The sequence below is a fragment of the Streptomyces sp. NPDC085932 genome (assembly GCF_044540525.1).
In the GTDB taxonomy this organism is placed as follows: domain Bacteria; phylum Actinomycetota; class Actinomycetes; order Streptomycetales; family Streptomycetaceae; genus Streptomyces; species Streptomyces levis.
On sequence record NZ_JBITSJ010000004.1, the window covers coordinates 469,573 to 489,871 of the forward strand.

The window sequence follows — 20,299 nt, forward strand, 5'->3', positions numbered from 1 at the left end:
CGGGGCGGCTGCCGCCGGCCGGGGCCGGGGACGCGCCGCCGCCGTCTACGACAAGAAGCGGCTGATCGACTACCCGCGGGCCGGCAAGTACGGCTGGCAGCGCTGGATGCCGTCCTGGAAGCTCGTCTCCGGTCTGTGCATCGGCTTCTTCGGCAGCCTGGTGGCCGTGGCCGGCATCGGGTACGCCATGGTGGGCGTCCCCAACGAGGAGAACGCGGCGGCTCTGTCGCAGAACAACGTCTACTACTGGTCCAACGGCCAGCAGATGGTCGCGACGGGCAGTGGCCAGAACCGGCAGAACGTCACGATCGACCGGATCCCCAAGGCCATGCAGGAGGCCGTGATCTCGGCCGAGAACAAGACCTTCTACCAGGACTCCGGCGTCGACCCCATGGGCATCGCCCGAGCCCTGGCGAACATGGCCCGGGGCGGTGACACGCAGGGTGGTTCGACGATCACCCAGCAGTTCGTGAAGAACACCTACCTGAGCCAGGAGCAGACGGTCTCCCGGAAGTTCAAGGAGATGTTCATCTCCATCAAGGTGGGCACGAAGCTCTCCAAGCAGGAGATCCTCCAGGGATACCTCAACACCTCGTACTACGGGCGGGGCGCCTACGGCATCCAGGCCGCCGCCCAGACGTACTACGGCAAGGACGCCCACCAGCTCAAGCCGAGCGAGTGCGCCTTCCTCGCCGCCCTGCTCAAGGGCCCGACGTACTACGACCCGGCGGGCAATGCGAGCCTCGACCCGGCGGCGAGCGCCAAGGCCAACCGCAAGCGGTCGGAGGAGCGCTGGGGCTGGATCCTCGAGCAGATGCACAACGACGACAAGCTCACGGACGCCCAGTACCAGGAGGCGATCAAGGAGTACCCCGAGCCGCAGGGCCGCAAGGCGACCAAGGGCATGAGCGGCCAGATCAGCTACCTGGTGGACACGGCCAAGAAGTACGTCCTGAACCACTCCGACATCACGGAGCAGCAGTTCGACCAGGGCGGCTACCAGATCAGGACGACCTTCGAGAAGAGCAAGGTCGAGGCGCTGGCCAAGGCGGTCAAGAAGGTCGAGAAGGAGAAGCTGGACCCGGAGAAGCGTGAGCTGGACAAGCACGTCCAGTTCGGCGCGGCGTCGGTGAAGCCGAAGGACGGCGCGATCGTCGCGCTCTACGGCGGCGCCGGCTACGAGAACGGCCACTTCAACAACAACGCGGACACCTCGGGTGTCCCCGTCGGCTCGACGTGGAAGCCGTTCGTGCTGGCGGCCGCCATGGAGCACGGGACCTACCGCAGTGACGGTCCGCTCTCGCCGATGAGCAAGTACAACGGCAACGACCGCCTGAAGGTCCTGAACAACGACGGCTCGTACGTCCTGAAGAAGGACAACACCCCGTTCCTGCAGAAGAACGAGAGCGACCGTCCCTGGGGCTACATCACCCTGCACAAGGCGATGGAGCAGTCCGTCAACACGCCGTTCGTGCAGCTCGGCATGGACGTGGGGATGAGGAACGTGCGGGACGTGGCCGAGAAGGCCGGGATCCTGGACAGCAGCTTCGCCACGCTCAACCCGTCGTTCGCGCTCGGTACCTCCACCCCCAGCGCGATCCGCATGGCCGACGCCTACGCGACGTTCGCCGCGGCCGGCAAGCAGGCCGCTCCGTACTCGGTGACCAGCGTCAAGTTCAACGGGCAGGAGATCGACGGCTTCGACAAGCCGAGGATCACGCAGGCCATGCCCGAGAACGTGGCGAACAACGTCACGAACGTCCTGGAGAACGTCATCCAGAACGGTACGGGCCAGAAGGCACTCGCTCTGGGCCGTAAGGCGGCCGGCAAGACCGGTACGACGGACGAGAACAAGTCGGCCTGGTTCGTCGGCTACACCCAGCAGTTGTCGACCTCGGTCGCGATGTTCCGTGAGGATCCCAAGAGCGCCAAGCTGCTCTCGATGAACGGCACGGCGGGTGAGAAGTCCATCCACGGTGGTGACGTCCCGACGCTGGTGTGGACCGAGTACATGAAGGCGGCGCTCAAGGGCAAGCCCGACCTCGGCTTCCCGGAGGCCGAGCCGATCGGCGACGTCCAGGACGCGGTGGGAGCCCCGTCGCCGACGCCGACTCCCAGCGACACGCCGAGCGAGACGCCGAGCGAGACCCCGAGTGAGACGCCCAGCGAGACCCCGACCGATCCGTCGCCCTCGCCGAGCGACACCTGTGGCTTCTTCGGCTGCGAGGAGGAAAACGGCGGACAGAACGGCGGTGCGGACGACGGGGGCACGGACGGAGGAGCGAGTACCGAGCCCACGCCGACCGATACGAACCTGGACGGTGGCAACACCAGAGGGAACGGCAACGGAGGAGGCATCTTCGGAGGCCCCGCCGGATAGCCGCCGAACGCCCGGCTTGGGTGTTTCACGTGAAACACGTTGTTTCACGTGAAACAGGGCCGCCGTACCCGACTCGGGTACGGCGGCCCTCGCCGTTTTGCCGGACACGTACGGCAGGATGTGCGACATGCCCAGTGCAGAAACGACGCCAGGGAGCGTCCACGAGCCGGAGCCGGTGCGGCCGACCCAGGAGGACAAGGTCGCCGCGGCCGGCAGTGAGCTGATCGGCGGTCCGATCGGGCGCCGCGCCCTGCTCGGCACGTCCAGGTGGACTCCTGTCCGGGTGATCGCTCTGGTGGCGATCGGGATGTTCGCCCTCGGCCTGGTCCAGAAGGCGCCCTGCTACAACGGCGCCTGGTTCTTCGGCGCCAGCTCGCAGTACACGCACGCGTGCTACTCGGACATCCCGCACCTCTACCAGGGGCGCGGTTTCGCCGACGGGCTCGTGCCGTACTTCGACCGGCTCCCCGGCGACATGCAGTACCTGGAGTACCCGGTGCTGACCGGTGTCTTCATGGAGGTCGCGTCCTGGCTCACGCCCGGCAGCGGCACCATCCAGGACCAGGAGCAGTGGTACTGGATGGTCAACGCCGGGATGCTCATGGTGTGCGCGTCGGTCATCGCCGTCTGCGTGACCCGCACCCACGCCCGGCGTCCCTGGGACGGCCTGCTGGTCGCCCTGGCGCCCGCCTTCGCACTGACGGCGACCATCAACTGGGACCTGCTGGCGGTCGCTCTGACGGCCGCGGCGATGCTGATGTGGTCCCGCGGCCGCTCCCTCGCCTTCGGCGTCCTGCTGGGGCTCGCCACGGCCGCCAAGCTGTATCCCTTCCTGCTGCTGGGACCGCTGCTGGTGCTGTGCTGGCGGGCCGGCCGGTGGCGGGAGTTCGCCACGGCCGTGGGCGGCGCGGTCGTCGCCTGGGTCGTCGTGAACGGGCCGGTGATGCTCTTCGCCTTCGAGGGCTGGTCGAAGTTCTACACCTTCAGCCAGGAACGGGGCGTCGACTTCGGCTCCTTCTGGCTGATCATGGCCCAGAACTCGGACGACCCGCTCGCCACCGACACCGTCAACACCCTCGCCACGCTGCTGATGCTGGCGTGCTGCGCGGGAGTCGCGGCCCTGGCCCTGACCGCTCCGCGCCGGCCGCGCTTCGCCCAGCTCGCCTTCCTGATCGTCGCGGCGTTCATTCTCACCAACAAGGTCTACTCGCCCCAGTACGTGCTCTGGCTGGTTCCCCTGGCCGCCCTCGCCCGGCCCAAGTGGCGGGACTTCCTGATCTGGCAGGCCTGCGAGGTGGCGTACTTCCTGGGGATCTGGCTGTACCTCGCGTACACGACCAGCGGAGACGCCCACAAGGGGCTGCCCACGGACGGCTACCACTGGGCCATCGCGCTGCACCTGCTGGGCACGCTCTATCTCTGTGTGATGGTCGTGCGGGACATCTTCCTGCCGGAGCGGGACCCGGTGCGCCGCTCCGGGGACGACGACCCCTCGGGCGGGGTGCTCGACGGTGCCGAGGACGTCTTCGTCCTCGGGCCCGCGGCCCGGGCCCGGCGCCAGGCGACCGCGCACTTCACGGAGCAGCCCATCGAGTGGGGCAAGCAAGGCACCGCGGGCGGTTCACTCTGAGCGAACGGTGCCGGGTGTCCGCCCGACGCCGCCCCCCAGTCAGACGGAAGGCCGTACAGGAGACCCCTGTACGGCCTTCTCGCTGTACTGCGGCGGTCAGCGGTCCACGAGCCGGTCGAACTGCGTGGTGGTGTGCCGCAGATGGGCCACCAGCTCCTCACCGACCTGCGGCTCCGGCGCGTCCGCGGGCACGAACAGGATCGACACCTGCATGTGCGGCGGTTCGGCGAACCAGCGCTGCTTGCCGGCCCAGACGAAGGGAGAAAGGTTCCGGTTCACCGTGGCGAGGCCGGCGCGGGCGACGCCCTTGGCGCGCGGCATGACGCCGTGCAGCGCCTTGGGGGCCTCCAGACCCACCCCGTGCGACGTTCCGCCCGCCACGACCACCAGGTAGCCGTCCGAGGCGGCCTTCTGCTGCCGGTAGCCGAAGCGGTCGCCCTTGGCGACGCGTGTGACGTCCAGGACGGCGCCGCGGTACTCGGTGGCGTCGTGGTCCCCCAGCCACAGCCGCGTGCCGATGCGGGCCCGGAACCGGGTCTGCGGGAACTGCTGCTGGAGCCGGACGAGATCCTCGGACTTCAGGTGGCTGACGAACATCGTGTGCAGGGGCAGCCGTGCCGCGCGCAGCCGGTCCATCCAGCCGATGACCTCCTCGACCGCGTCCGAGCCGTCGGTGCGGTCCAGGGGCAGGTGGAGGGCGAAACCCTCCAGGCGGACGTTCTCGATGGCGGCGTGCAGCTGGGCCAGGTCCTGCTCGCTGATGCCGTGGCGCTTCATCGAGGACATCACCTCGATCACCACACGGGCACCGACGAGGCCGTACACACCGTCTATCGACGAGACCGAGCGGATCACCCGGTCCGGCAGCGGCACCGGCTCCTCACCGCGCCGGTAGGGGGTCAGCACCAGCAGGTCCCCGCCGAACCAGTCCTTGATCCGGGCGGCTTCGTACGTCGTGCCGACGGCGAGGACGTCCGAGCCCAGCCGCGTGGCCTCCTCCGCCAGCCGCTCGTGCCCGAAACCGTAGCCGTTGCCCTTGCAGACCGGCACGAGGCCGGGGAACTGCTCCTGCACGTGCTTGTGGTGCGCCCGCCAGCGCGCGGTGTCGACGTAGAGCGTGAGCGCCATGGCCGGACCTGGAACCTTTCTCGTGGTTGCCGTGAATCAGCGGTCGCCGTGAATCAGCGGGCCGTGTCAGCGGTTGCCGTGTGTCAGAGGTATAGAAGCACTGAACGGGACATCAGCGACGCGACATGTAGATGTCGAGCGCCTTGTGCAGCAGCTTGTTGAGCGGGAAGTCCCACTCGCCGAGGTACTCGGCCGCCTGGCCGCCCGTGCCCACCTTGAACTGGATCAGGCCGAAGAGGTGGTCGGTCTCGTCCAGCGAGTCGGAGATGCCGCGCAGGTCGTAGACGGTCGCGCCGAGCGCGTAGGCGTCGCGCAGCATCCGCCACTGCATCGCGTTCGACGGCCGGACCTCCCGGCCGATGTTGTCGGAGGCGCCGTAGGAGTACCAGACGTGGCCACCGACGATCAGCATCGTCGCCGCCGACAGGTTCACACCGTTGTGGCGGGCGAAGTACAGCCGCATCCGGTTGGGGTCCTCGCTGTTGAGGGCCGTCCACATGCGCTGGAAGTACGACAGCGGGCGCGGCCGGAAGTGGTCGCGCACGGCCGTGATCTCGTACAGCCGCTGCCATTCCTCGAGGTCCTGGTAGCCGCCCTGGACGACCTCGACGCCGGCCTTCTCGGCCTTCTTGATATTGCGGCGCCACAGCTGGTTGAAGTTCTTGTGGACCTCTTCCAGGGAACGGTTCGCCAGCGGCACCTGGTAGACGTAGCGCGGCTGGACGTCGCCGAAGCCGGCGCCGCCGTCCTCGCCCTGCTGCCAGCCCATGCGGCGCAGCTTGTCGGCCACCTCGAAGGCACGCGGCTCGATGTGGTCGGCCTCGATGTCCCGCAGGCGCTTGACGTCCGGGTTCTGGATGCCCTGCTTGATGGAGGCGGCCTCCCAGCGGCGGATGATCACCGGCGGGCCCATCTTCACCGAGAAGGCGCCCTGCTGCTTCAGGTGCGCCAGCATCGGCTCGATCCACTCCTGCAGATTCGGCGAGAACCAGTTGATGACCGGGCCCTCGGGCAGGTAGGCCAGGTAGCGCTTGATCTTGGGAAGCTGCCGGTAGAGGACCAGACCCACGCCGACCAGCTCGCCGGTGCGGTCGTCGAACCAGCCGAGGTTCTCGGAGCGCCATTCCGCCTTGACGTCAGCCCAGGCCGGGACCTGCATGTGGCTCGCCGACGGCAGGCTCTGGATGTAGGCCAGATGCTGCTCTCGACTGATGGTCCTCAGGGTCAGGCTCATTCGGGGCGCTCCTCGGGCTGGTGTGTCCCCATGGGTTCAGGGGCTCCGGCTCTCGCGCGAAGCCTACTGCGCCGTGGGAGCGCGCCGGTTGGGCGTACGGAAGCTGCGTCCCGGCCCGAGGACGGCCGGGGCGTCGTCCGGTGTGCGGAAAGGGGTGCTCCGGCGTCAGCCGATGAGGCCGCCGTGCATCATGCCCAGGAAGAATCCGACGCCCGACGCTCCCAGGCCCAGGATCAGGCCGAAGCGCTCACGCGTCGTCTCCGAGATCCACTGGCCGTAGGCGCCCGTGAGAATGCCCACCAGGCCGGCCCAGGAGCTGAGCACGTGCAGGTCGTCGCTGATGATCGCCGTGAGGAACGAGGTGAGGCCCAGCACCAAGGTCACCGCGAGCAGCGTGTCCTGGAGGGGGTGGGGCTTGCCGTCCGTGGCGAAGAGGCCGCCGGCGGTGTTGGGTCGCAATGCCTGTGCCATAGGGCACCTCCTGCGAAAGTCGGCGCATCGTAGCGCCATACACACCCGATGTGTACAGATTGGCTGCCCTGGCGACCGGATTTCAACCGGAAGCCACCGTGCGGGTACTCTGTACCGTCCGCACCGGTGTCTGCCCATGTCACGGCAGGGGCTTCTCCACAGAACCCCCGATTGTCAGTGGTGGCCGATACCGTTGCCTACGCATCACAACCCTCCTGCCACGGAACGACCGTGGCCGCTGAGTCCAAAGGAGGTGGGTTCCACATGCGTCACTACGAGGTGATGGTCATCCTCGACCCCGACGTCGAGGAGCGCGCTGTCTCCCCGCTGATCGAGAACTTCCTCTCTGTCGTCCGTGACGGCGGCGGAAAGGTCGAGAAGGTCGACACCTGGGGTCGTCGTCGTCTCGCGTACGAGATCAAGAAGAAGCCCGAGGGCATCTACTCGGTCATCGACCTGCAGGCCGAGCCTGCGGTCGTCAAGGAGCTCGACCGCCAGATGAACCTGAACGAGTCGGTCCTCCGGACCAAGGTCCTCCGTCCCGAGATGCACTGAGCTTCCACGCTCAGCTGATCCCGGGATTCGAGTAGCAAGCAGCCAGAGCAAACCCGCCGAGAGGTTCCCCCATGGCAGGCGAGACCGTCATCACGGTGGTCGGCAATCTTGTCGACGACCCCGAGCTGCGCTTCACCCCCTCCGGTGCGGCCGTCGCGAAGTTCCGTGTCGCGTCCACTCCCCGCACCTTCGACCGCCAGACGAACGAGTGGAAGGACGGCGAGAGCCTGTTCCTGACCTGCTCGGTCTGGCGTCAGGCGGCGGAGAACGTCGCGGAGTCGCTCCAGCGAGGCATGCGCGTCATCGTGCAGGGCCGGCTGAAGCAGCGGTCCTACGAGGACCGTGAGGGTGTCAAGCGCACGGTCTACGAGCTGGACGTCGAGGAAGTCGGCGCCAGCCTGCGCAATGCCACGGCCAAGGTCACCAAGACCAGCGGCCGCGGTGGCCAGGGCGGTTACGGCGGCGGCGGTGGCGGCGGCCAGGGTGGCGGCGGCTGGGGCGGCGGCCCCGGCGGCGGCCAGCAGGGCGGCGGAGCTCCCGCCGACGACCCGTGGGCGACCGGCGCTCCCGCCGGTGGCAACCAGGGCGGTGGCGGCGGCTGGGGTGGAAACTCCGGCGGCGGCGGTGGCGGCGGCTACTCGGACGAGCCCCCCTTCTGAGGGCGGGTTCGCACCCACACTTCTTGATCACACAGGAGAATCACCATGGCGAAGCCGCCTGTGCGCAAGCCGAAGAAGAAGGTCTGCGCTTTCTGCAAGGACAAGGTCACGTACGTGGACTACAAGGACACGAACATGCTGCGGAAGTTCATTTCCGACCGCGGCAAGATCCGTGCCCGCCGCGTGACCGGCAACTGCACGCAGCACCAGCGTGACGTCGCCACGGCCGTCAAGAACAGCCGTGAGATGGCGCTGCTGCCCTACACGTCCACCGCGCGATAAGGGAAGGGTGACCGACACATGAAGATCATCCTCACCCACGAGGTCTCCGGCCTCGGTGCCGCGGGCGACGTTGTCGACGTCAAGGACGGTTACGCTCGCAACTACCTGATCCCGCGGAAGTTCGCGATCCGCTGGACCAAGGGTGGCGAGAAGGACGTCGAGCAGATCCGTCGTGCTCGCAAGATCCACGAGATCCAGACCATCGAGCAGGCCAACCAGGTGAAGGCCCAGCTCGAGGGCGTCAAGGTCCGTCTGGCCGTCCGCTCCGGCGACGCCGGTCGTCTCTTCGGTTCCGTCACCCCGGCCGACATCGCCTCGGCGATCAAGGCTTCCGGTGGCCCCGAGGTCGACAAGCGCCGCATCGAGCTGGGCTCGCCGATCAAGACGCTGGGCGCTCACGAGACGTCCGTGCGTCTGCACCCCGAGGTTGCCGCCAAGGTCAACATCGAGGTTGTCGCGGCCTGAGTGTCGTGCTCGCTGAAGCAGTGAGCGGTGGGGTCGTTCCCTTCGGGGGACGGCCCCACCGTCATGTGTGCCGACGGAGTCCGCTCGTTCCCCGGTGGACTCCTGTTTCACGTGAAACCGTCGATGTTTCACGTGAAACGGTCAGCGGGTCGCGCCCGTCACGATCCAACGGCCCGAGCGGGTACGGAGCCACAGGGTCAGCATCCGCACCGTCATCATCAGCGTCATGGTGGCCCACAGCGCGGTGAGCCCTCCGCCCAGTACCGGCACCAGCAGAGCTGCCGGAGTGAACACCGCGAGAGTGACCAGCATCGCCCAGGCCAGATAGGGACCATCGCCGGCGCCCATCAGGACGCCGTCCAGCACGAAGACGATGCCGGAGATCGGCTGGGAGAGAGCGACGATGACCAGGGCGGGCAGCGCCACGTCCTTGACCGCAGGGTCGCTGCTGAAGAGGGGCAGGAACACCGGTCGGGTGATGACCACCAGGACGCCGAGGACGACCCCGACGGCGATACCCCACTCGACCATGCGACGGCAGGCGTCGCGGGCGCCCTGGGCGTCACCTGCTCCGAGGTAGCGGCCGATGATGGCCTGGCCCGCGATGGCGATGGCGTCGAGAGCGAACGCGAGCAGGCTCCACAGGGACAGGATGATCTGGTGGGCGGCGATGTCGGCGTCCCCGAGCCGGGCGGCGACCGCCGTGGCGATCATCAGGATCGCCCTCAGGGAAAGGGTCCGCACCAGCAAGGGAACACCCGCCTGGGCCGAGGCCCTGATCCCGGCGGCGTCCGGACGCAAGGAGGCCCCGTGCTTGCGGGCGCCCCGGAGGACCACGACGAGATAGACCACGGCCATGCCGCACTGTGCGATGACCGTGCCCCAGGCGGAGCCGGCGATTCCCAGGTCGGCGCCGTAGACGAGCCCCGCGTTGAGGGCGCCGTTCGCGACGAAACCGGCGACGGCGACGTAGAGCGGGGTTCTGGTGTCCTGAAGGCCCCGCAGGACGCCGGTCGCGGCGAGGACGACGAGCATGGCGGGGATGCCGAGTACGGAGATGCGCAGGTAGGTGGTGGCGTACGGGGCTGCCGCCTCCGATGCTCCGAAGAGGCTCACGAGGTGGGGCGCCGTGGGCAGGGCGACGGCGACGACGGCGGCGCCGAGGAGGAGGGCCAGCCAGATACCGTCCATGCCCTGGCGGATGGCGGCCTGCAGGTCACCTGCGCCGACCCGGCGGGCGACCGCCGCCGTGGTGGCGTAGGCGAGGAAGACGAAGACGCTGACGGCGGTCATCAACAGGGCCGAGGCGACGCCGAGACCGGCGAGCTGGGCCGTGCCCAGGTGGCCCACGATGGCGGTGTCGGCCAGCAGGAAGAGGGGCTCGGCGACGAGAGCGCCGAAGGCCGGTACGGCCAGCGCGACGATCTCTCGGTCGTGCTGTCTCCGGCCGTCTCGACGGCGCGCGGGGGCCTGTGTCATGTGCACCAATCTAATCGTCCACAGGTAAGAGATGCAAAGCTTTCTCAACCCTTACTTTCCGTTCGGGGATGCGCACTGCTGTGCACCTTTCGAAGCGATCTTGCGCCGCTTGGGGAAGTTTTTCTTCTGCACAGCCGGTGGATGGCAAAGGGGCAGGTCAGGGCGGTCTTGGTAGGAGGGCGCGCCGCTTGTTCACAGGCCTGTCCACCGGGTCGTGCACAGGTTTCACGGAGTTCTCCACAGCATCTGGGCCGTCGTCCACATGGCCTGTGGATAACCAGATTGGCTGACGGTGCCGAGGGGCCTACGGTGGTCCGGCGCCTGCTCCGTCCGCCGGTTTTCAAAACGCCACAAAACCGGCGCCGACCAACCGGAGTTGGGCCTCTTATTTGTCAGTGCCGTGCCGTAGAAAGAAGGGGCACGGCGAGGTCTGCTGCGGCGGACGGGAGGAGGTGGCTCGGTGAGCATTTCCGAGCCCTTGGACGACCCGTGGGCCGACAGCGGGCCCAGTGATCGTCTTCCCTCGTCCCGCCGCAGGGGCGACGGCCCCCGGGGCCGCGAGGAACAGCACGAGCGCGGCCGGGACACCGGGGCGTGGGACGGTGGCTCGGGCACGTCGTTCGAGCGGGTGCCTCCGCAGGACATCGAGGCCGAGCAGTCGGTCCTCGGCGGCATGCTGCTGTCCAAGGACGCCATCGCCGACGTCGTCGAGATCCTCAAGGGCCACGACTTCTACAAGCCGGCCCACGAGACGATCTTCCAGGCCGTCCTCGACGTCTACGCCAAGGGCGAGCCGGCCGACCCGATCACGATCGCGGCCGAGCTCACCAAACGCGGCGAGATCAACAAGGTCGGCGGGGCCTCCTATCTGCACACCCTCGTCCAGACGGTGCCCACGGCGGCCAACGCGGCCTACTACGCGGAGATCGTCCACGAGCGTGCGGTCCTGCGCCGCCTGGTCGAGGCCGGCACGCGGATCACGCAGATGGGATACGCGGCCGACGACGACGTCGACGAGATCGTCAACCGCGCCCAGGCCGAGGTCTACGCCGTCACCGAGCAGCGCACCAGCGAGGACTACCTGCCGCTCGGCGACATCATGGAAGGCGCCCTCGACGAGATCGAGGCGATCGGCTCGCGCAGCGGCGAGATGACCGGTGTGCCCACGGGCTTCACGGACTTCGACTCGCTCACCAACGGTCTGCACCCCGGCCAGATGATCGTCATCGCGGCCCGTCCCGCCATGGGCAAGTCCACGCTCGCGCTGGACTTCGCGCGGGCCGCCTCGATCAAGAACAACCTGCCCAGTGTGATCTTCTCACTGGAGATGGGGCGCAACGAGATCGCGATGCGCCTGCTGTCCGCCGAGGCCCGGGTCGCGCTGCACCACATGCGCTCCGGCACGATGACGGACGAGGACTGGACGCGCCTGGCCCGGCGGATGCCGGACGTCTCGGCCGCGCCTCTCTACATCGACGACTCCCCGAACCTGTCGATGATGGAGATCCGCGCCAAGTGCCGCCGCCTCAAGCAGCGCAACGACCTCCGGCTGGTCGTCATCGACTATCTCCAGCTGATGCAGTCCGGCGGGTCCAAGCGGGCCGAGAGCCGTCAGCAGGAGGTCTCGGACATGTCCCGTAACCTCAAGCTGCTGGCCAAGGAGTTGGAGATCCCGGTCATCGCGCTCTCCCAGCTGAACCGTGGCCCCGAGCAGCGCACGGACAAGAAGCCGATGGTCTCCGACCTGCGTGAGTCCGGCTCCATCGAGCAGGACGCCGACATGGTCATCCTGCTGCACCGCGAGGACGCCTACGAGAAGGAGTCGCCCCGCGCCGGCGAGGCGGACCTGATCGTGGCCAAGCACCGAAACGGCCCGACGGCGACCATCACCGTCGCCTTCCAGGGTCACTACTCGCGGTTCGTGGACATGGCACAGACCTGATCCGCGCCGCGCGGTGAAAAGAAGTCGACTCCCGCGATCGGGCCGGATGGACTGGGCCCATGACGACACCTCAGGAAGAGCTGCTTCCCGCCACGCGTCGCGCGCTGCTGCACCGGATCGCCGTGGCACAGGCTGAGGGACGGGCACCGTCGCTGGTCGCGGCCGTCGTCCGGGACGGCCGGGCGGTATGGCACGGGGCCCGGACCTCGGTGGAGGGGCACGGGCCAGACGAGACCGTGCAGTACCGGATCGGTTCCATCACCAAGACCTTCACGGCCGTCCTGGTGATGCGCCTGCGTGACGAAGGACTGCTCGGGCTCGGCGATCCCCTGGAGAAGCATCTGCCGGGCACGGGGGCGGGGGAGGCGACGATCGCCGAACTGCTCGCGCACACGAGCGGGTTGGCGGCTGAGGCGCCCTCGCCGTGGTGGGAGCGCACCTCGGGGTCCCTGCGGCCGGAGGTGTCCGACGTCCTCGGCGAGCAGCCCTTCCTGCACCCGGTCGGCCGGCGGCACCACTACTCGAACCCGGGTTACACGCTGCTCGGCGCACTCGTGGAAGAGCTGCGGGGGACCTCCTGGGAGGAGGCACTGCGGCGCGAAGTGCTCGATCCCCTGGGGCTCGATCGGACGAGCGTGCGGCCGCGGGTCCCGCACGCGGGCGGCTGGGCGGTCCACCCCTGGGCCGACGTGTTGCTGCCCGAGCCCGCCGAGGACCTCGGCCGCATGGCACCGGCCGGCCAGCTCTGGTCGACCACCGGTGACCTGGCCCGGTTCGCGGCCTTCCTCTCGCGGGGCGACGAGCGGGTGCTGAGCCCCGAGTCGCTGCGGGAGATGCGGACCCCTTCGGCCCCGGCGGAGGCCATGGACGTGGTGTCGGGCGATGCCTACGGCCTCGGCCTGCAGATTCAGCACCGGCACGGCCGGCTGCTCGTGGGGCACAGCGGATCCCTCCCGGGCTTCCTGGCGAATGTGAGCATCGGCGTGGAGGACGACGTGGCGGCGGTCGTGCTCGCCAACTGCACGTCGGGACCCCTGGTGTCGGCGGTCGCCGCCGATCTCGTCCGCATCGTCGCCGAGGCGGAGCCGCGCATCCCGGCCCCGTGGACACCGATGCGTGCGGTCGAGCCGGCCGCACTGGAGCTGACGGGCCCGTGGTACTGGGGGACGTACGCCTTCGCGCTGCGGCTCACGGCCGACGGGCTCGCCTCGCTGGAGCCGCTGTCCGGCAACGGGCGCCGCTCACGCTTCCGTCCGAACGGGGACGGCACCTGGACCGGCCTGGAGGGGTACTACGCCGGAGAGCTGCTCACGGCCGTACGGAGGCCCGACGGATCCGTGAGCCATCTGGATCTCGGCTCGTTCGTGTTCACGCGGAAGCCGTACGACGAGACGGCTCCGGTACCGGGAGGAGTCGACCCGGAAGGCTGGCGCGGGATCGGCTGAGCGGGATCTGGTGAGCGGGATCTGGTGAGCGGGATCGGCTGAGCCCGATGGGCTTGAGCGGGATCGGCTTGAGCGAGACGCGTAGGAGCGCCTGTGTTTCACGTGAAACACAGGCGCTCCGGCGTATCGGTCAAAGCTGGAGCTTGAAGCCGGTATGGGAGGCCGTGAAGCCGAGCCGCTCGTAGAAGCGGTGGGCGTCGGTGCGGGACTTGTCGGTGGTCAGCTGGACCAACTGGCAGCCTTCTGCCCGGGACTCGCCGATCGCCCACTCGATGAGCTGGGACCCCAGGCCGCTGCCGCGCTCGTCGGCGTGGATGCGCACGCCTTCGATGAGGGACCTGGTCGCGCCGCGCCGGGACAGCCCGGGGATGAAGGTGAGCTGCAGCGTGCCGACGACGCGGCCCGCGCGGACCGCCACCACCAGGCGCTGATTCGGATCGGAACTGAGCCGCTCCAGGGCGGACACGTACGGGGTGAGGTCGTCCGGTGACTCGCGCTGCGCCCCCAGCGGGTCGTCGGCGAGCATCGCCACGATCGCCGGGACGTCGTCGGTGACGGCGGTGCGTATTTCAAGATCTCCCATGGCTGCACCCTACGCAGAGGGAGCCGACGGGGTTATGCGGGCACCGGCGCCTTCAGTGTCTCGACGACCCGGACCAGCGGGGCCAGCTCGGGGTTCTTCGCCGCCTCGTCGAGGGCCTCGCGCAGAGCCGCGTCATTGGTCGGCCGGGCCGCCTCCAGCAGCTTCAGGCCCGCCTCGGTGACGTTCGTGTAGATGCCCCGGCGGTCGGTGGGGCAGAGATAGCGCTCCAAGAGGCCGCGGTCCTCCAGGCGGGTCACCAGGCGGGTGGTGGCGCTCTGGCTGAGGACGACCGCGTCGGCGACCTGCTTCATCTGCAGATGGCCGCCATCGCCGTCGTGCTGTCGGCTGAGCACGTCCAGCAGGGAGTACTCGCGTGCGCTGAGGTCGTGCTGGGCCTGCAGGGCGCGCTCGATGTGGGCCTCGATCCTCCCGTGCAGCAGGGAGAGGGCGCACCAGCCCTGGGCGAGGGCGGTGAGCGCGGGGTCCGTCGCTGTCATTGGCGTTTCCTCCGTCCCGGGGTGGCTGACATCCAGGATAGAGCAGTCGCGCAATAGACGGCGGTTGCGTGTAGCCCGCGTCTGCAACTATTGTAGACGCACGCAAAGCGCTCCTGCAATCTTCTGGGAAGGTAACCCCTCCATGCCTCTCGCGCTTCTGGCCCTCGCGATCGGGGCCTTCGGGATCGGAACGACAGAGTTCGTGATCATGGGCTTGCTGCCCGAGGTCGCGGGCGACTACGGGGTCTCCATCCCCACGGCCGGGTATCTGGTCACCGGTTACGCGCTCGGCGTCATGTTCGGCGCCCCGCTGATGACCGTCCTCGGCACCAAGGTCTCCCGCAAGCGGATGCTGATGCTGTTGATGGGCTTGTTCATCGTCGGCAACCTGCTCTCGGCGCTGGCCCCCGCCTTCGGCGTCATGCTGATCGGCCGGATCGTCGCCTCGCTGGCCCACGGCGCCTTCTTCGGCATCGGCTCGGTGGTGGCCGCCGATCTGGTCGCCCCGGACAAGAAGGCCGGAGCCATCGCGATGATGTTCACCGGGCTGACCGTCGCCAACGTCGTCGGGGTCCCGCTGGGCACGCTCGTCGGTCAGTCCGTCGGCTGGCGTGTCACCTTCGGCATCGTCGCCGCCCTCGGCGTCATCGGCCTGATCGGCATCGCCCGGCTCGTGCCCGACATGCCCAAGCCGGAGGGGGTGCGCCTGCGGCACGAGCTGGCCGCCTTCAAGAACGTGCAGGTGCTGCTCGCCATGGCGATGACCGTCCTCGGCTTCGGCGGTGTCTTCGCGGCCATCACCTATATCGCGCCGATGATGACCCACGTCGCCGGATTCGCCGACGGTTCGGTCACCTGGCTGCTGGTCCTGTTCGGCCTCGGCATGGTCGGCGGCAACCTCGTCGGCGGCAAGTTCGCCGACCGCGCCCTGATGCCCATGCTGTACGTCTCCCTGGGCGCCCTGGCCGTCGTCCTGGCGCTGTTCACTGTCACGGCCCACGACAAGGTCCTGTCGGCCGTCACGATCGCGCTGATCGGTGCCCTGGGCTTCGCCACCGTCCCGCCGCTGCAGAAGCGGGTCCTCGACCAGGCCCACGGCGCCCCGACCCTGGCCTCCGCCGTCAACATCGGCGCCTTCAACCTGGGCAACGCCCTGTCCGCCTGGCTCGGCGGCCTCGTGATCGCCGCGGGCCTCGGCTACACCGCTCCCAACTGGGTCGGTGCCGCCCTCGCCGCCGGCGCCCTGCTCCTGGCCGTTCTCTCGGCCGCCCTGGAGCGCCGCGCCGGCGCACCCGGCACCGTCGTCACCGGGTCCGCTCCGACGGAGCAGCGGACCGCTGTCCACCACTGAGCCGTCGGGCTGACCCGACCGCCTTCACCCCACATCCTCCAGGAGAACCACCCCATGAGCACCACCACCGCTGTCGCCCCGCTGACCACCCAGGACGCCGACGCCCTCGTCGCGGCCGCGAGCCGTGCCGCCGAAGCCGCGGGTGTCACCGTCAGCGTCACCGTCCTGGACGCGGGCGGTCACCTGCTCGCCTTCCGGCGGGACGACCGTGCCGTGCTGATCTCCGGCGAGACCAGCACCCGCAAGGCCTACACGGCGCTCCAGCTGAACGCGCCCACCGCCGACCTCGTCGACGCCGTGCAGCCCGGAGGCCTCTTCCACACGCTGCCCACCGCGCTCGACCGGCCGCTGCTGTTCATCGCCGGCGGCGTTCCGGTGCACCGTGACGGCCGGCTGATCGGCGCGATCGGTGTCGGTGGCGGGGCCCCCGAGCAGGACCATGCCTTCGCCACGGCCGCCGTGGAGACCCTCGCCTGACCCGACTGGGCCTCGCCTGATCCGAGTGGGCGGCGCCTGATCCGAGTGGCCCTGCTTGCCCCGGCAGGGCCCGGCACAACCGACGCCGGTTCCCCGATGCCCGGGGAGCCGGCGTCCGGCATGAGGAGGCCCGTCAGCCCGCCGCGACCGTGACCGGGGCGAAGCGCCGGGTCCACTCCCCGGGCAGTTCCGTGATGCCGTAGGTCATCACGGAGTTGAAGGCGACGGGGGCCAGGCCGCGCTCCTTCACCCAGGCGAGCAGCTCCTCGTGCCGTACGTCGATGTCGGTGCGCAGCGGACGGTCGGTGTGGGCGGCCAGCGACGCGATGAGGGCCTGGGCCACCGCTGTGTCCCGGGCGATGAGCGGGCCGACGACGTGTGTCTCCATGTTCGGCCAGGCGGCCGCGTAGCCGACGATCCGCCCGCCTTCCTCGGCCACGCGCAACTGGTCCGCGAAGGCGGGCAGTCGGGTGACGATGTGCGTGCGGTCGGTCCCGAAGACCTGCTCGTCGAGCCGGAGGATCGCGGAGAGGTCCTCGGCGGTCGCGGCACGGGTGGCGACCTCCGGCTCCGCCCCGCCGGGAGTGAAGCGCCCCCTCACCATCTCCGCCCGTCCGGTGACCTTGAAGCCCAGTTCTTCGTAGAGCGGCCGGCCGTACGGCGTCGCGTGCAGGGTGAGGGGCGTGGTGCCCATCGCGGAGATCACATGGCGCATCAGCCGGCGTCCGATGCCCTGCCGGGCATGCCGGCCGGCGACCAGCACCATGCCGATCGCGGCGAGGGCGGGGCGTTCGAGGGGTCCGTACTCGGTGACGACACAGGCGCTCACCAGACCGCCGTCGGGATCGTCGATGCCCCAGCCCTTTCCGGCCGTGAGGAGGAACCCCCACTTGTGCTCCTCCCGTGGCCACCCCCGGTCCTCGGACAAGTCGGCACAGGCGGTGAGGTCGCGAAGCGTCAGACGGCGGATGGGCAGAGCGGCAAGGGAAGGAGTCGACACGCAGGCCAGGCTGTCCGAAGGAAGCCCCTGACGTCCACCTGTTTCGGCGGAGACAATCGACCTTTTGGCCAGTTGCAGTCGCATGCGGAGTGGGCGAACGCGCATCGGCCGTTTCACGTGAAACACGCAAGAACAGCAGGTGACCGACAGGGACGGTCAATGTGTCTATTCCACATGCCAGTTGGTCCGCCCGATCGTGCGCCCGCCGCCCTCATTCGTGATGAGGCAAGGGGGGACTTGTGTGCACAGCGCGGGCCGGTAGGGTCGACTCCGGTTCGCGTCAGGGACGGGTGACCCGTCTCGTGTGGGCCGAGTGCAGGGCAATGCAGCCTAAAGGGACGGAGAGATCGAAGACCCGCGTTTCCGGTAATGCGACGAGAACCGTCGAGGCGAGTGGGAAGCTCGGAGAAAGTACTGCGGGCAATGTCACACTCTCGCCTTACTTGTCCGTACAGAGCTGGATCACGGGTTGAATGTGGCCGCATTGGCCGCGACAGGGATGGGAACACGGCCCGTCCACGGGGGAAAGCAGGCACCTTCCGACCAGGGAAGTGCGCAGACCGACCGAAAGATGCTCGAGGCGAGGCACACCATGGACGCTCCGACCACCACGTCGGCCGACAACGGCACTTCTGGCGGCGGGGGCGGCTGGTTCACGCCCCGCAACAAGCCGGAGCCGGGCAACGAGCCGGCTCCCGCCGAAGCACCCGGCCCGGCGGCAGGACGCCGCCCGGCGGCGATACGCCCGGTGGGCCGCCCCACACCCCCTCCGCAGCCCGCACCCCCAGCCGCCGGGACCGCGCAGCCTGAATCCCCGCCCGCCGGGACCGCGCAGCACGCATCCCCGCCCGGGAGCACGCGCCCCGCCTCCTCGCCCGGAGCTGCTGCCGTGCCCGCCGACACGGCTGGGCCGGCGGGTCCCGTGCCCACGGCGCTCACCCCGGCACCCTTCGCCTCGACCGTGGTACCCCCCGCCGAGACCCGGGCCCCCGCCCAGCGCCCCGCACCGGCGCCGCCCCGAGGCGAGGCCGCCTCAGCTCCCGCAGCGTCCCCGGACGCCCTCCTGGTCCGGCGCGCGATGGCCGAAGTCACCCCCGTGGCGGACAAGGTCACCTCGTACTTCTACGCCCTGCTCTTCGTTCGTCACCCCGATCTGAGATCGCTGTTCCCCGCCGCTATGGACACCCAGCGGGACCGGCTGCTCCGGGCGCTGCTGACGGCCGCCGAGCACATCGACAACACCGACGTCCTCGTCGACTACCTCCAGAACCTCGGCCGTGGCCACCGCAAGTACGGCACCCGGCCCGAGCACTACCCGGCCGTCGGTGAATGCCTCATCGGCGCACTGAGCAAGTACGCCGCCGGGGTCTGGAACGAGGAGATGGAGGCGGCCTGGGTCCGGACCTACACCACCATCTCCCAGATCATGATCGACGCGGCTGCCGCGGACGAACTGCGGTCCCCCGCCTGGTGGTACGCCGAAGTCGTCACCCACGAGCTCAGAACCCCGGACATCGCGGTCGTCACCGTCCGCCCCGACCAGCCGTATCCCTTCCTCGCCGGGCAGTACACCAGCGTGGAGACCCCCTGGTGGCCGCGGATCTGGCGGCACTACTCCTTCGCCTCGGCGCCGCGCTCCGACGGCCTGCTGTCGTTCCACGTGAAAGCCGTTCCGGCCGGCTGGGTGTCCAACGCCCTGGTGCACCGCGCCCGCCCCGGCGACATCATCCGGCTGGGCCCGCCGGCCGGGTGGATGACCGTGGACCACACCACCGACAGCGGGCTGCTCTGCGTGGGCGGCGGCACCGGCATCGCGCCCATCAAGGCCCTGGTCGAGGACGTCGCCGAGCACGGGGAGCGCCGCCGGGTCGAGGTCTTCTACGGCGCCCGCACCGACCACGACCTGTACGACATCGACACGATGCTCCGTCTGCAGCAGACCCACCCCTGGCTCTCGGTCCGCGCGATCATCGACCAGCAGGCGCACCAGCAGCTCCCGGACGCCGTGCGGGCCTACGGGCCGTGGAACGAGTACGACGCCTATCTCTCGGGCCCGCCGGGGATGATCCGCAGGGGTGTGGACGCCCTGCGGGACAGCGGTATCCCGTCGGACCGCATACGGCACGACTCCGTCGAGGAACTGGTCTCGGCCGGGAACTGACCTGCCGCCCGGCTCAGCCCAGGTCGGGCGCGTGCATGGCCCGTACGCCTTCGATGTTGCCGTCGAGGTAGTGCCGCAGGGACAGCGGTACGAGGTGCACGGAGGCGATACCGACCCGGGTGAAGGGCACGCGCACGATCTCGTACGAACCGATGGGCTCGTCGACCTCGGGGCCGTGGCGGAGGGAGGGGTCCATGGTTTCCAGGCGGCAGACGAAGAAGTGCTGCACCTTCACACCCGTGGCGCCGCCGTCCTCTCCGATGTGTTCCACGGTGTCCACGAAGCAGGGCACCACGTCGGTGATCTTCGCACCGAGTTCCTCGTACACCTCGCGGTGGAGGGCGTGGACGACGGTCGGATCGTCGGGCTCGACCCCGCCGCCGGGAGTGACCCAGTAGGGATCGATGCCCGGCTTGGTGCGCTTGATCAGGATCAGGTCGTCACCGTCCAGCAGAACGGCGCGGGCGGTGCGCTTGACCACGGGTCGGACGGTCATGGGGGAAATGTGGCCCGGCTGGTTCCACGTGAAACATCGCGACGTGTCACCGGCCGGGCGCCCC

At 69.2% G+C, this 20,299-nt stretch carries 19 protein-coding genes; 11 read left to right on the plus strand and 8 right to left on the minus strand.

Going from position 1 to position 20,299, the window contains the following annotated elements; translation table 11 throughout:
• Nucleotides 1–106 precede the first annotated feature (106 nt).
• Together ACIGAQ_RS22405 and ACIGAQ_RS22410 are read left to right on the plus strand one after the other, a co-directional pair.
• The gene (locus ACIGAQ_RS22405; RefSeq protein WP_399785902.1) at nucleotides 107–2,380 is read left to right on the plus strand and encodes a transglycosylase domain-containing protein; all 2,274 of its coding nucleotides are present in this window, start codon (nucleotides 107–109) and stop codon (nucleotides 2,378–2,380) included.
• Between the two features lie 118 nt (nucleotides 2,381–2,498).
• Complete coding sequence (locus tag ACIGAQ_RS22410; RefSeq protein WP_399785346.1) at nucleotides 2,499–4,010, plus strand: glycosyltransferase family 87 protein; 1,512 nt, start codon at nucleotides 2,499–2,501, stop codon at nucleotides 4,008–4,010.
• Nucleotides 4,011–4,106: 96 nt separating this feature from the next.
• On the opposite strand, the gene ACIGAQ_RS22415 is transcribed toward ACIGAQ_RS22410, so the two are convergent.
• From ACIGAQ_RS22415 to ACIGAQ_RS22425, 3 genes are all read right to left on the minus strand, one after another.
• Complete coding sequence (locus tag ACIGAQ_RS22415) at nucleotides 4,107–5,138, minus strand: alanine racemase (RefSeq protein WP_399785349.1); 1,032 nt, start codon at nucleotides 5,136–5,138, stop codon at nucleotides 4,107–4,109.
• Nucleotides 5,139–5,250: 112 nt separating this feature from the next.
• The gene (gene femX, locus ACIGAQ_RS22420) at nucleotides 5,251–6,372 is read right to left on the minus strand and encodes a peptidoglycan bridge formation glycyltransferase FemX (RefSeq protein WP_031115197.1); all 1,122 of its coding nucleotides are present in this window, start codon (nucleotides 6,370–6,372) and stop codon (nucleotides 5,251–5,253) included.
• 165 nt (nucleotides 6,373–6,537) lie between these two features.
• Nucleotides 6,538–6,843 (minus strand): hypothetical protein, encoded by a 306-nt coding sequence (locus tag ACIGAQ_RS22425; RefSeq protein WP_311682649.1) that lies wholly within the window; start codon nucleotides 6,841–6,843, stop codon nucleotides 6,538–6,540.
• A 264-nt stretch (nucleotides 6,844–7,107) separates the two neighbouring features.
• Here ACIGAQ_RS22425 and rpsF point away from each other — a divergent pair, with 264 nt between their 5' ends.
• From rpsF to rplI, 4 genes are all read left to right on the plus strand, one after another.
• Nucleotides 7,108–7,398 carry a 30S ribosomal protein S6 gene (rpsF, locus tag ACIGAQ_RS22430; protein ID WP_030237450.1) on the plus strand — a complete coding sequence of 97 codons (291 nt, stop codon included), beginning with the start codon at nucleotides 7,108–7,110 and terminating at the stop codon, nucleotides 7,396–7,398.
• Nucleotides 7,399–7,469: 71 nt separating this feature from the next.
• On the plus strand, nucleotides 7,470–8,057 hold the full coding sequence (locus tag ACIGAQ_RS22435; RefSeq protein ID WP_362275863.1) for a single-stranded DNA-binding protein: 588 nt from the start codon (nucleotides 7,470–7,472) through the stop codon (nucleotides 8,055–8,057).
• 45 nt (nucleotides 8,058–8,102) lie between these two features.
• Complete coding sequence (rpsR, locus tag ACIGAQ_RS22440; protein WP_003949403.1) at nucleotides 8,103–8,339, plus strand: 30S ribosomal protein S18; 237 nt, start codon at nucleotides 8,103–8,105, stop codon at nucleotides 8,337–8,339.
• An 18-nt stretch (nucleotides 8,340–8,357) separates the two neighbouring features.
• Nucleotides 8,358–8,804, plus strand: a complete 447-nt coding sequence (gene rplI / locus ACIGAQ_RS22445; RefSeq protein WP_010032778.1) for a 50S ribosomal protein L9 — start codon at nucleotides 8,358–8,360, stop codon at nucleotides 8,802–8,804.
• A gap of 141 nt (nucleotides 8,805–8,945) precedes the next feature.
• Here rplI and ACIGAQ_RS22450 read toward each other — a convergent pair whose 3' ends face one another.
• The gene (locus ACIGAQ_RS22450) at nucleotides 8,946–10,283 is read right to left on the minus strand and encodes an MATE family efflux transporter (RefSeq protein WP_399785354.1); all 1,338 of its coding nucleotides are present in this window, start codon (nucleotides 10,281–10,283) and stop codon (nucleotides 8,946–8,948) included.
• Between the two features lie 460 nt (nucleotides 10,284–10,743).
• Here ACIGAQ_RS22450 and dnaB point away from each other — a divergent pair, with 460 nt between their 5' ends.
• Both dnaB and ACIGAQ_RS22460 read left to right on the plus strand, forming a co-directional pair.
• Nucleotides 10,744–12,225, plus strand: a complete 1,482-nt coding sequence (gene dnaB / locus ACIGAQ_RS22455; RefSeq protein WP_311682655.1) for a replicative DNA helicase — start codon at nucleotides 10,744–10,746, stop codon at nucleotides 12,223–12,225.
• Between the two features lie 59 nt (nucleotides 12,226–12,284).
• Nucleotides 12,285–13,670, plus strand: a complete 1,386-nt coding sequence (locus tag ACIGAQ_RS22460; protein ID WP_399785357.1) for a serine hydrolase domain-containing protein — start codon at nucleotides 12,285–12,287, stop codon at nucleotides 13,668–13,670.
• A gap of 130 nt (nucleotides 13,671–13,800) precedes the next feature.
• Here the strand turns inward: ACIGAQ_RS22460 and ACIGAQ_RS22465 are convergent, their stop codons facing one another.
• Both ACIGAQ_RS22465 and ACIGAQ_RS22470 read right to left on the minus strand, forming a co-directional pair.
• Nucleotides 13,801–14,253, minus strand: a complete 453-nt coding sequence (locus tag ACIGAQ_RS22465; protein WP_311682658.1) for a GNAT family N-acetyltransferase — start codon at nucleotides 14,251–14,253, stop codon at nucleotides 13,801–13,803.
• 32 nt (nucleotides 14,254–14,285) lie between these two features.
• The gene (locus ACIGAQ_RS22470) at nucleotides 14,286–14,750 is read right to left on the minus strand and encodes a MarR family transcriptional regulator (protein ID WP_311682661.1); all 465 of its coding nucleotides are present in this window, start codon (nucleotides 14,748–14,750) and stop codon (nucleotides 14,286–14,288) included.
• Nucleotides 14,751–14,892: 142 nt separating this feature from the next.
• Here ACIGAQ_RS22470 and ACIGAQ_RS22475 point away from each other — a divergent pair, with 142 nt between their 5' ends.
• Together ACIGAQ_RS22475 and ACIGAQ_RS22480 are read left to right on the plus strand one after the other, a co-directional pair.
• Nucleotides 14,893–16,101, plus strand: a complete 1,209-nt coding sequence (locus tag ACIGAQ_RS22475) for an MFS transporter (protein WP_399785361.1) — start codon at nucleotides 14,893–14,895, stop codon at nucleotides 16,099–16,101.
• Between the two features lie 54 nt (nucleotides 16,102–16,155).
• Nucleotides 16,156–16,578 carry a heme-binding protein gene (locus tag ACIGAQ_RS22480; protein ID WP_311682665.1) on the plus strand — a complete coding sequence of 141 codons (423 nt, stop codon included), beginning with the start codon at nucleotides 16,156–16,158 and terminating at the stop codon, nucleotides 16,576–16,578.
• A 133-nt stretch (nucleotides 16,579–16,711) separates the two neighbouring features.
• On the opposite strand, the gene ACIGAQ_RS22485 is transcribed toward ACIGAQ_RS22480, so the two are convergent.
• Nucleotides 16,712–17,578, minus strand: a complete 867-nt coding sequence (locus tag ACIGAQ_RS22485; RefSeq protein WP_399785364.1) for a GNAT family N-acetyltransferase — start codon at nucleotides 17,576–17,578, stop codon at nucleotides 16,712–16,714.
• Nucleotides 17,579–18,149: 571 nt separating this feature from the next.
• Between ACIGAQ_RS22485 and ACIGAQ_RS22490 the strand changes: the two genes are divergently transcribed.
• Nucleotides 18,150–19,739, plus strand: coding sequence for a globin domain-containing protein (locus ACIGAQ_RS22490; protein WP_399785367.1), 1,590 nt, complete (start codon nucleotides 18,150–18,152; stop codon nucleotides 19,737–19,739).
• A 13-nt stretch (nucleotides 19,740–19,752) separates the two neighbouring features.
• Here the strand turns inward: ACIGAQ_RS22490 and ACIGAQ_RS22495 are convergent, their stop codons facing one another.
• Nucleotides 19,753–20,235 (minus strand): NUDIX domain-containing protein, encoded by a 483-nt coding sequence (locus ACIGAQ_RS22495; RefSeq protein ID WP_094054824.1) that lies wholly within the window; start codon nucleotides 20,233–20,235, stop codon nucleotides 19,753–19,755.
• Between the last annotated feature and the right edge of the window lie 64 nt (nucleotides 20,236–20,299).

Bases quoted from the DNA above. Each gene is read 5' to 3' on its own strand.
- ACIGAQ_RS22405 (WP_399785902.1), top strand. From the start codon at position 107: ATGCCGTCCTGGAAGCTCGTCTCCGGTCTGTGCATCGGCTTCTTCGGC.
- ACIGAQ_RS22465 (WP_311682658.1), bottom strand. From the start codon at position 14,253: ATGGGAGATCTTGAAATACGCACCGCCGTCACCGACGACGTCCCGGCG.
- rplI (WP_010032778.1), top strand. From the start codon at position 8,358: ATGAAGATCATCCTCACCCACGAGGTCTCCGGCCTCGGTGCCGCGGGC.
- ACIGAQ_RS22415 (WP_399785349.1), bottom strand. From the start codon at position 5,138: ATGGCGCTCACGCTCTACGTCGACACCGCGCGCTGGCGGGCGCACCAC.
- ACIGAQ_RS22495 (WP_094054824.1), bottom strand. From the start codon at position 20,235: ATGACCGTCCGACCCGTGGTCAAGCGCACCGCCCGCGCCGTTCTGCTG.
- ACIGAQ_RS22470 (WP_311682661.1), bottom strand. From the start codon at position 14,750: ATGACAGCGACGGACCCCGCGCTCACCGCCCTCGCCCAGGGCTGGTGC.
- rpsF (WP_030237450.1), top strand. From the start codon at position 7,108: ATGCGTCACTACGAGGTGATGGTCATCCTCGACCCCGACGTCGAGGAG.
- ACIGAQ_RS22425 (WP_311682649.1), bottom strand. From the start codon at position 6,843: ATGGCACAGGCATTGCGACCCAACACCGCCGGCGGCCTCTTCGCCACG.
- ACIGAQ_RS22410 (WP_399785346.1), top strand. From the start codon at position 2,499: ATGTGCGACATGCCCAGTGCAGAAACGACGCCAGGGAGCGTCCACGAG.
- ACIGAQ_RS22460 (WP_399785357.1), top strand. From the start codon at position 12,285: ATGACGACACCTCAGGAAGAGCTGCTTCCCGCCACGCGTCGCGCGCTG.
- ACIGAQ_RS22490 (WP_399785367.1), top strand. From the start codon at position 18,150: ATGCTCGAGGCGAGGCACACCATGGACGCTCCGACCACCACGTCGGCC.
- ACIGAQ_RS22480 (WP_311682665.1), top strand. From the start codon at position 16,156: ATGAGCACCACCACCGCTGTCGCCCCGCTGACCACCCAGGACGCCGAC.
- ACIGAQ_RS22475 (WP_399785361.1), top strand. From the start codon at position 14,893: ATGCCTCTCGCGCTTCTGGCCCTCGCGATCGGGGCCTTCGGGATCGGA.
- rpsR (WP_003949403.1), top strand. From the start codon at position 8,103: ATGGCGAAGCCGCCTGTGCGCAAGCCGAAGAAGAAGGTCTGCGCTTTC.
- ACIGAQ_RS22450 (WP_399785354.1), bottom strand. From the start codon at position 10,283: ATGACACAGGCCCCCGCGCGCCGTCGAGACGGCCGGAGACAGCACGAC.
- femX (WP_031115197.1), bottom strand. From the start codon at position 6,372: ATGAGCCTGACCCTGAGGACCATCAGTCGAGAGCAGCATCTGGCCTAC.
- ACIGAQ_RS22435 (WP_362275863.1), top strand. From the start codon at position 7,470: ATGGCAGGCGAGACCGTCATCACGGTGGTCGGCAATCTTGTCGACGAC.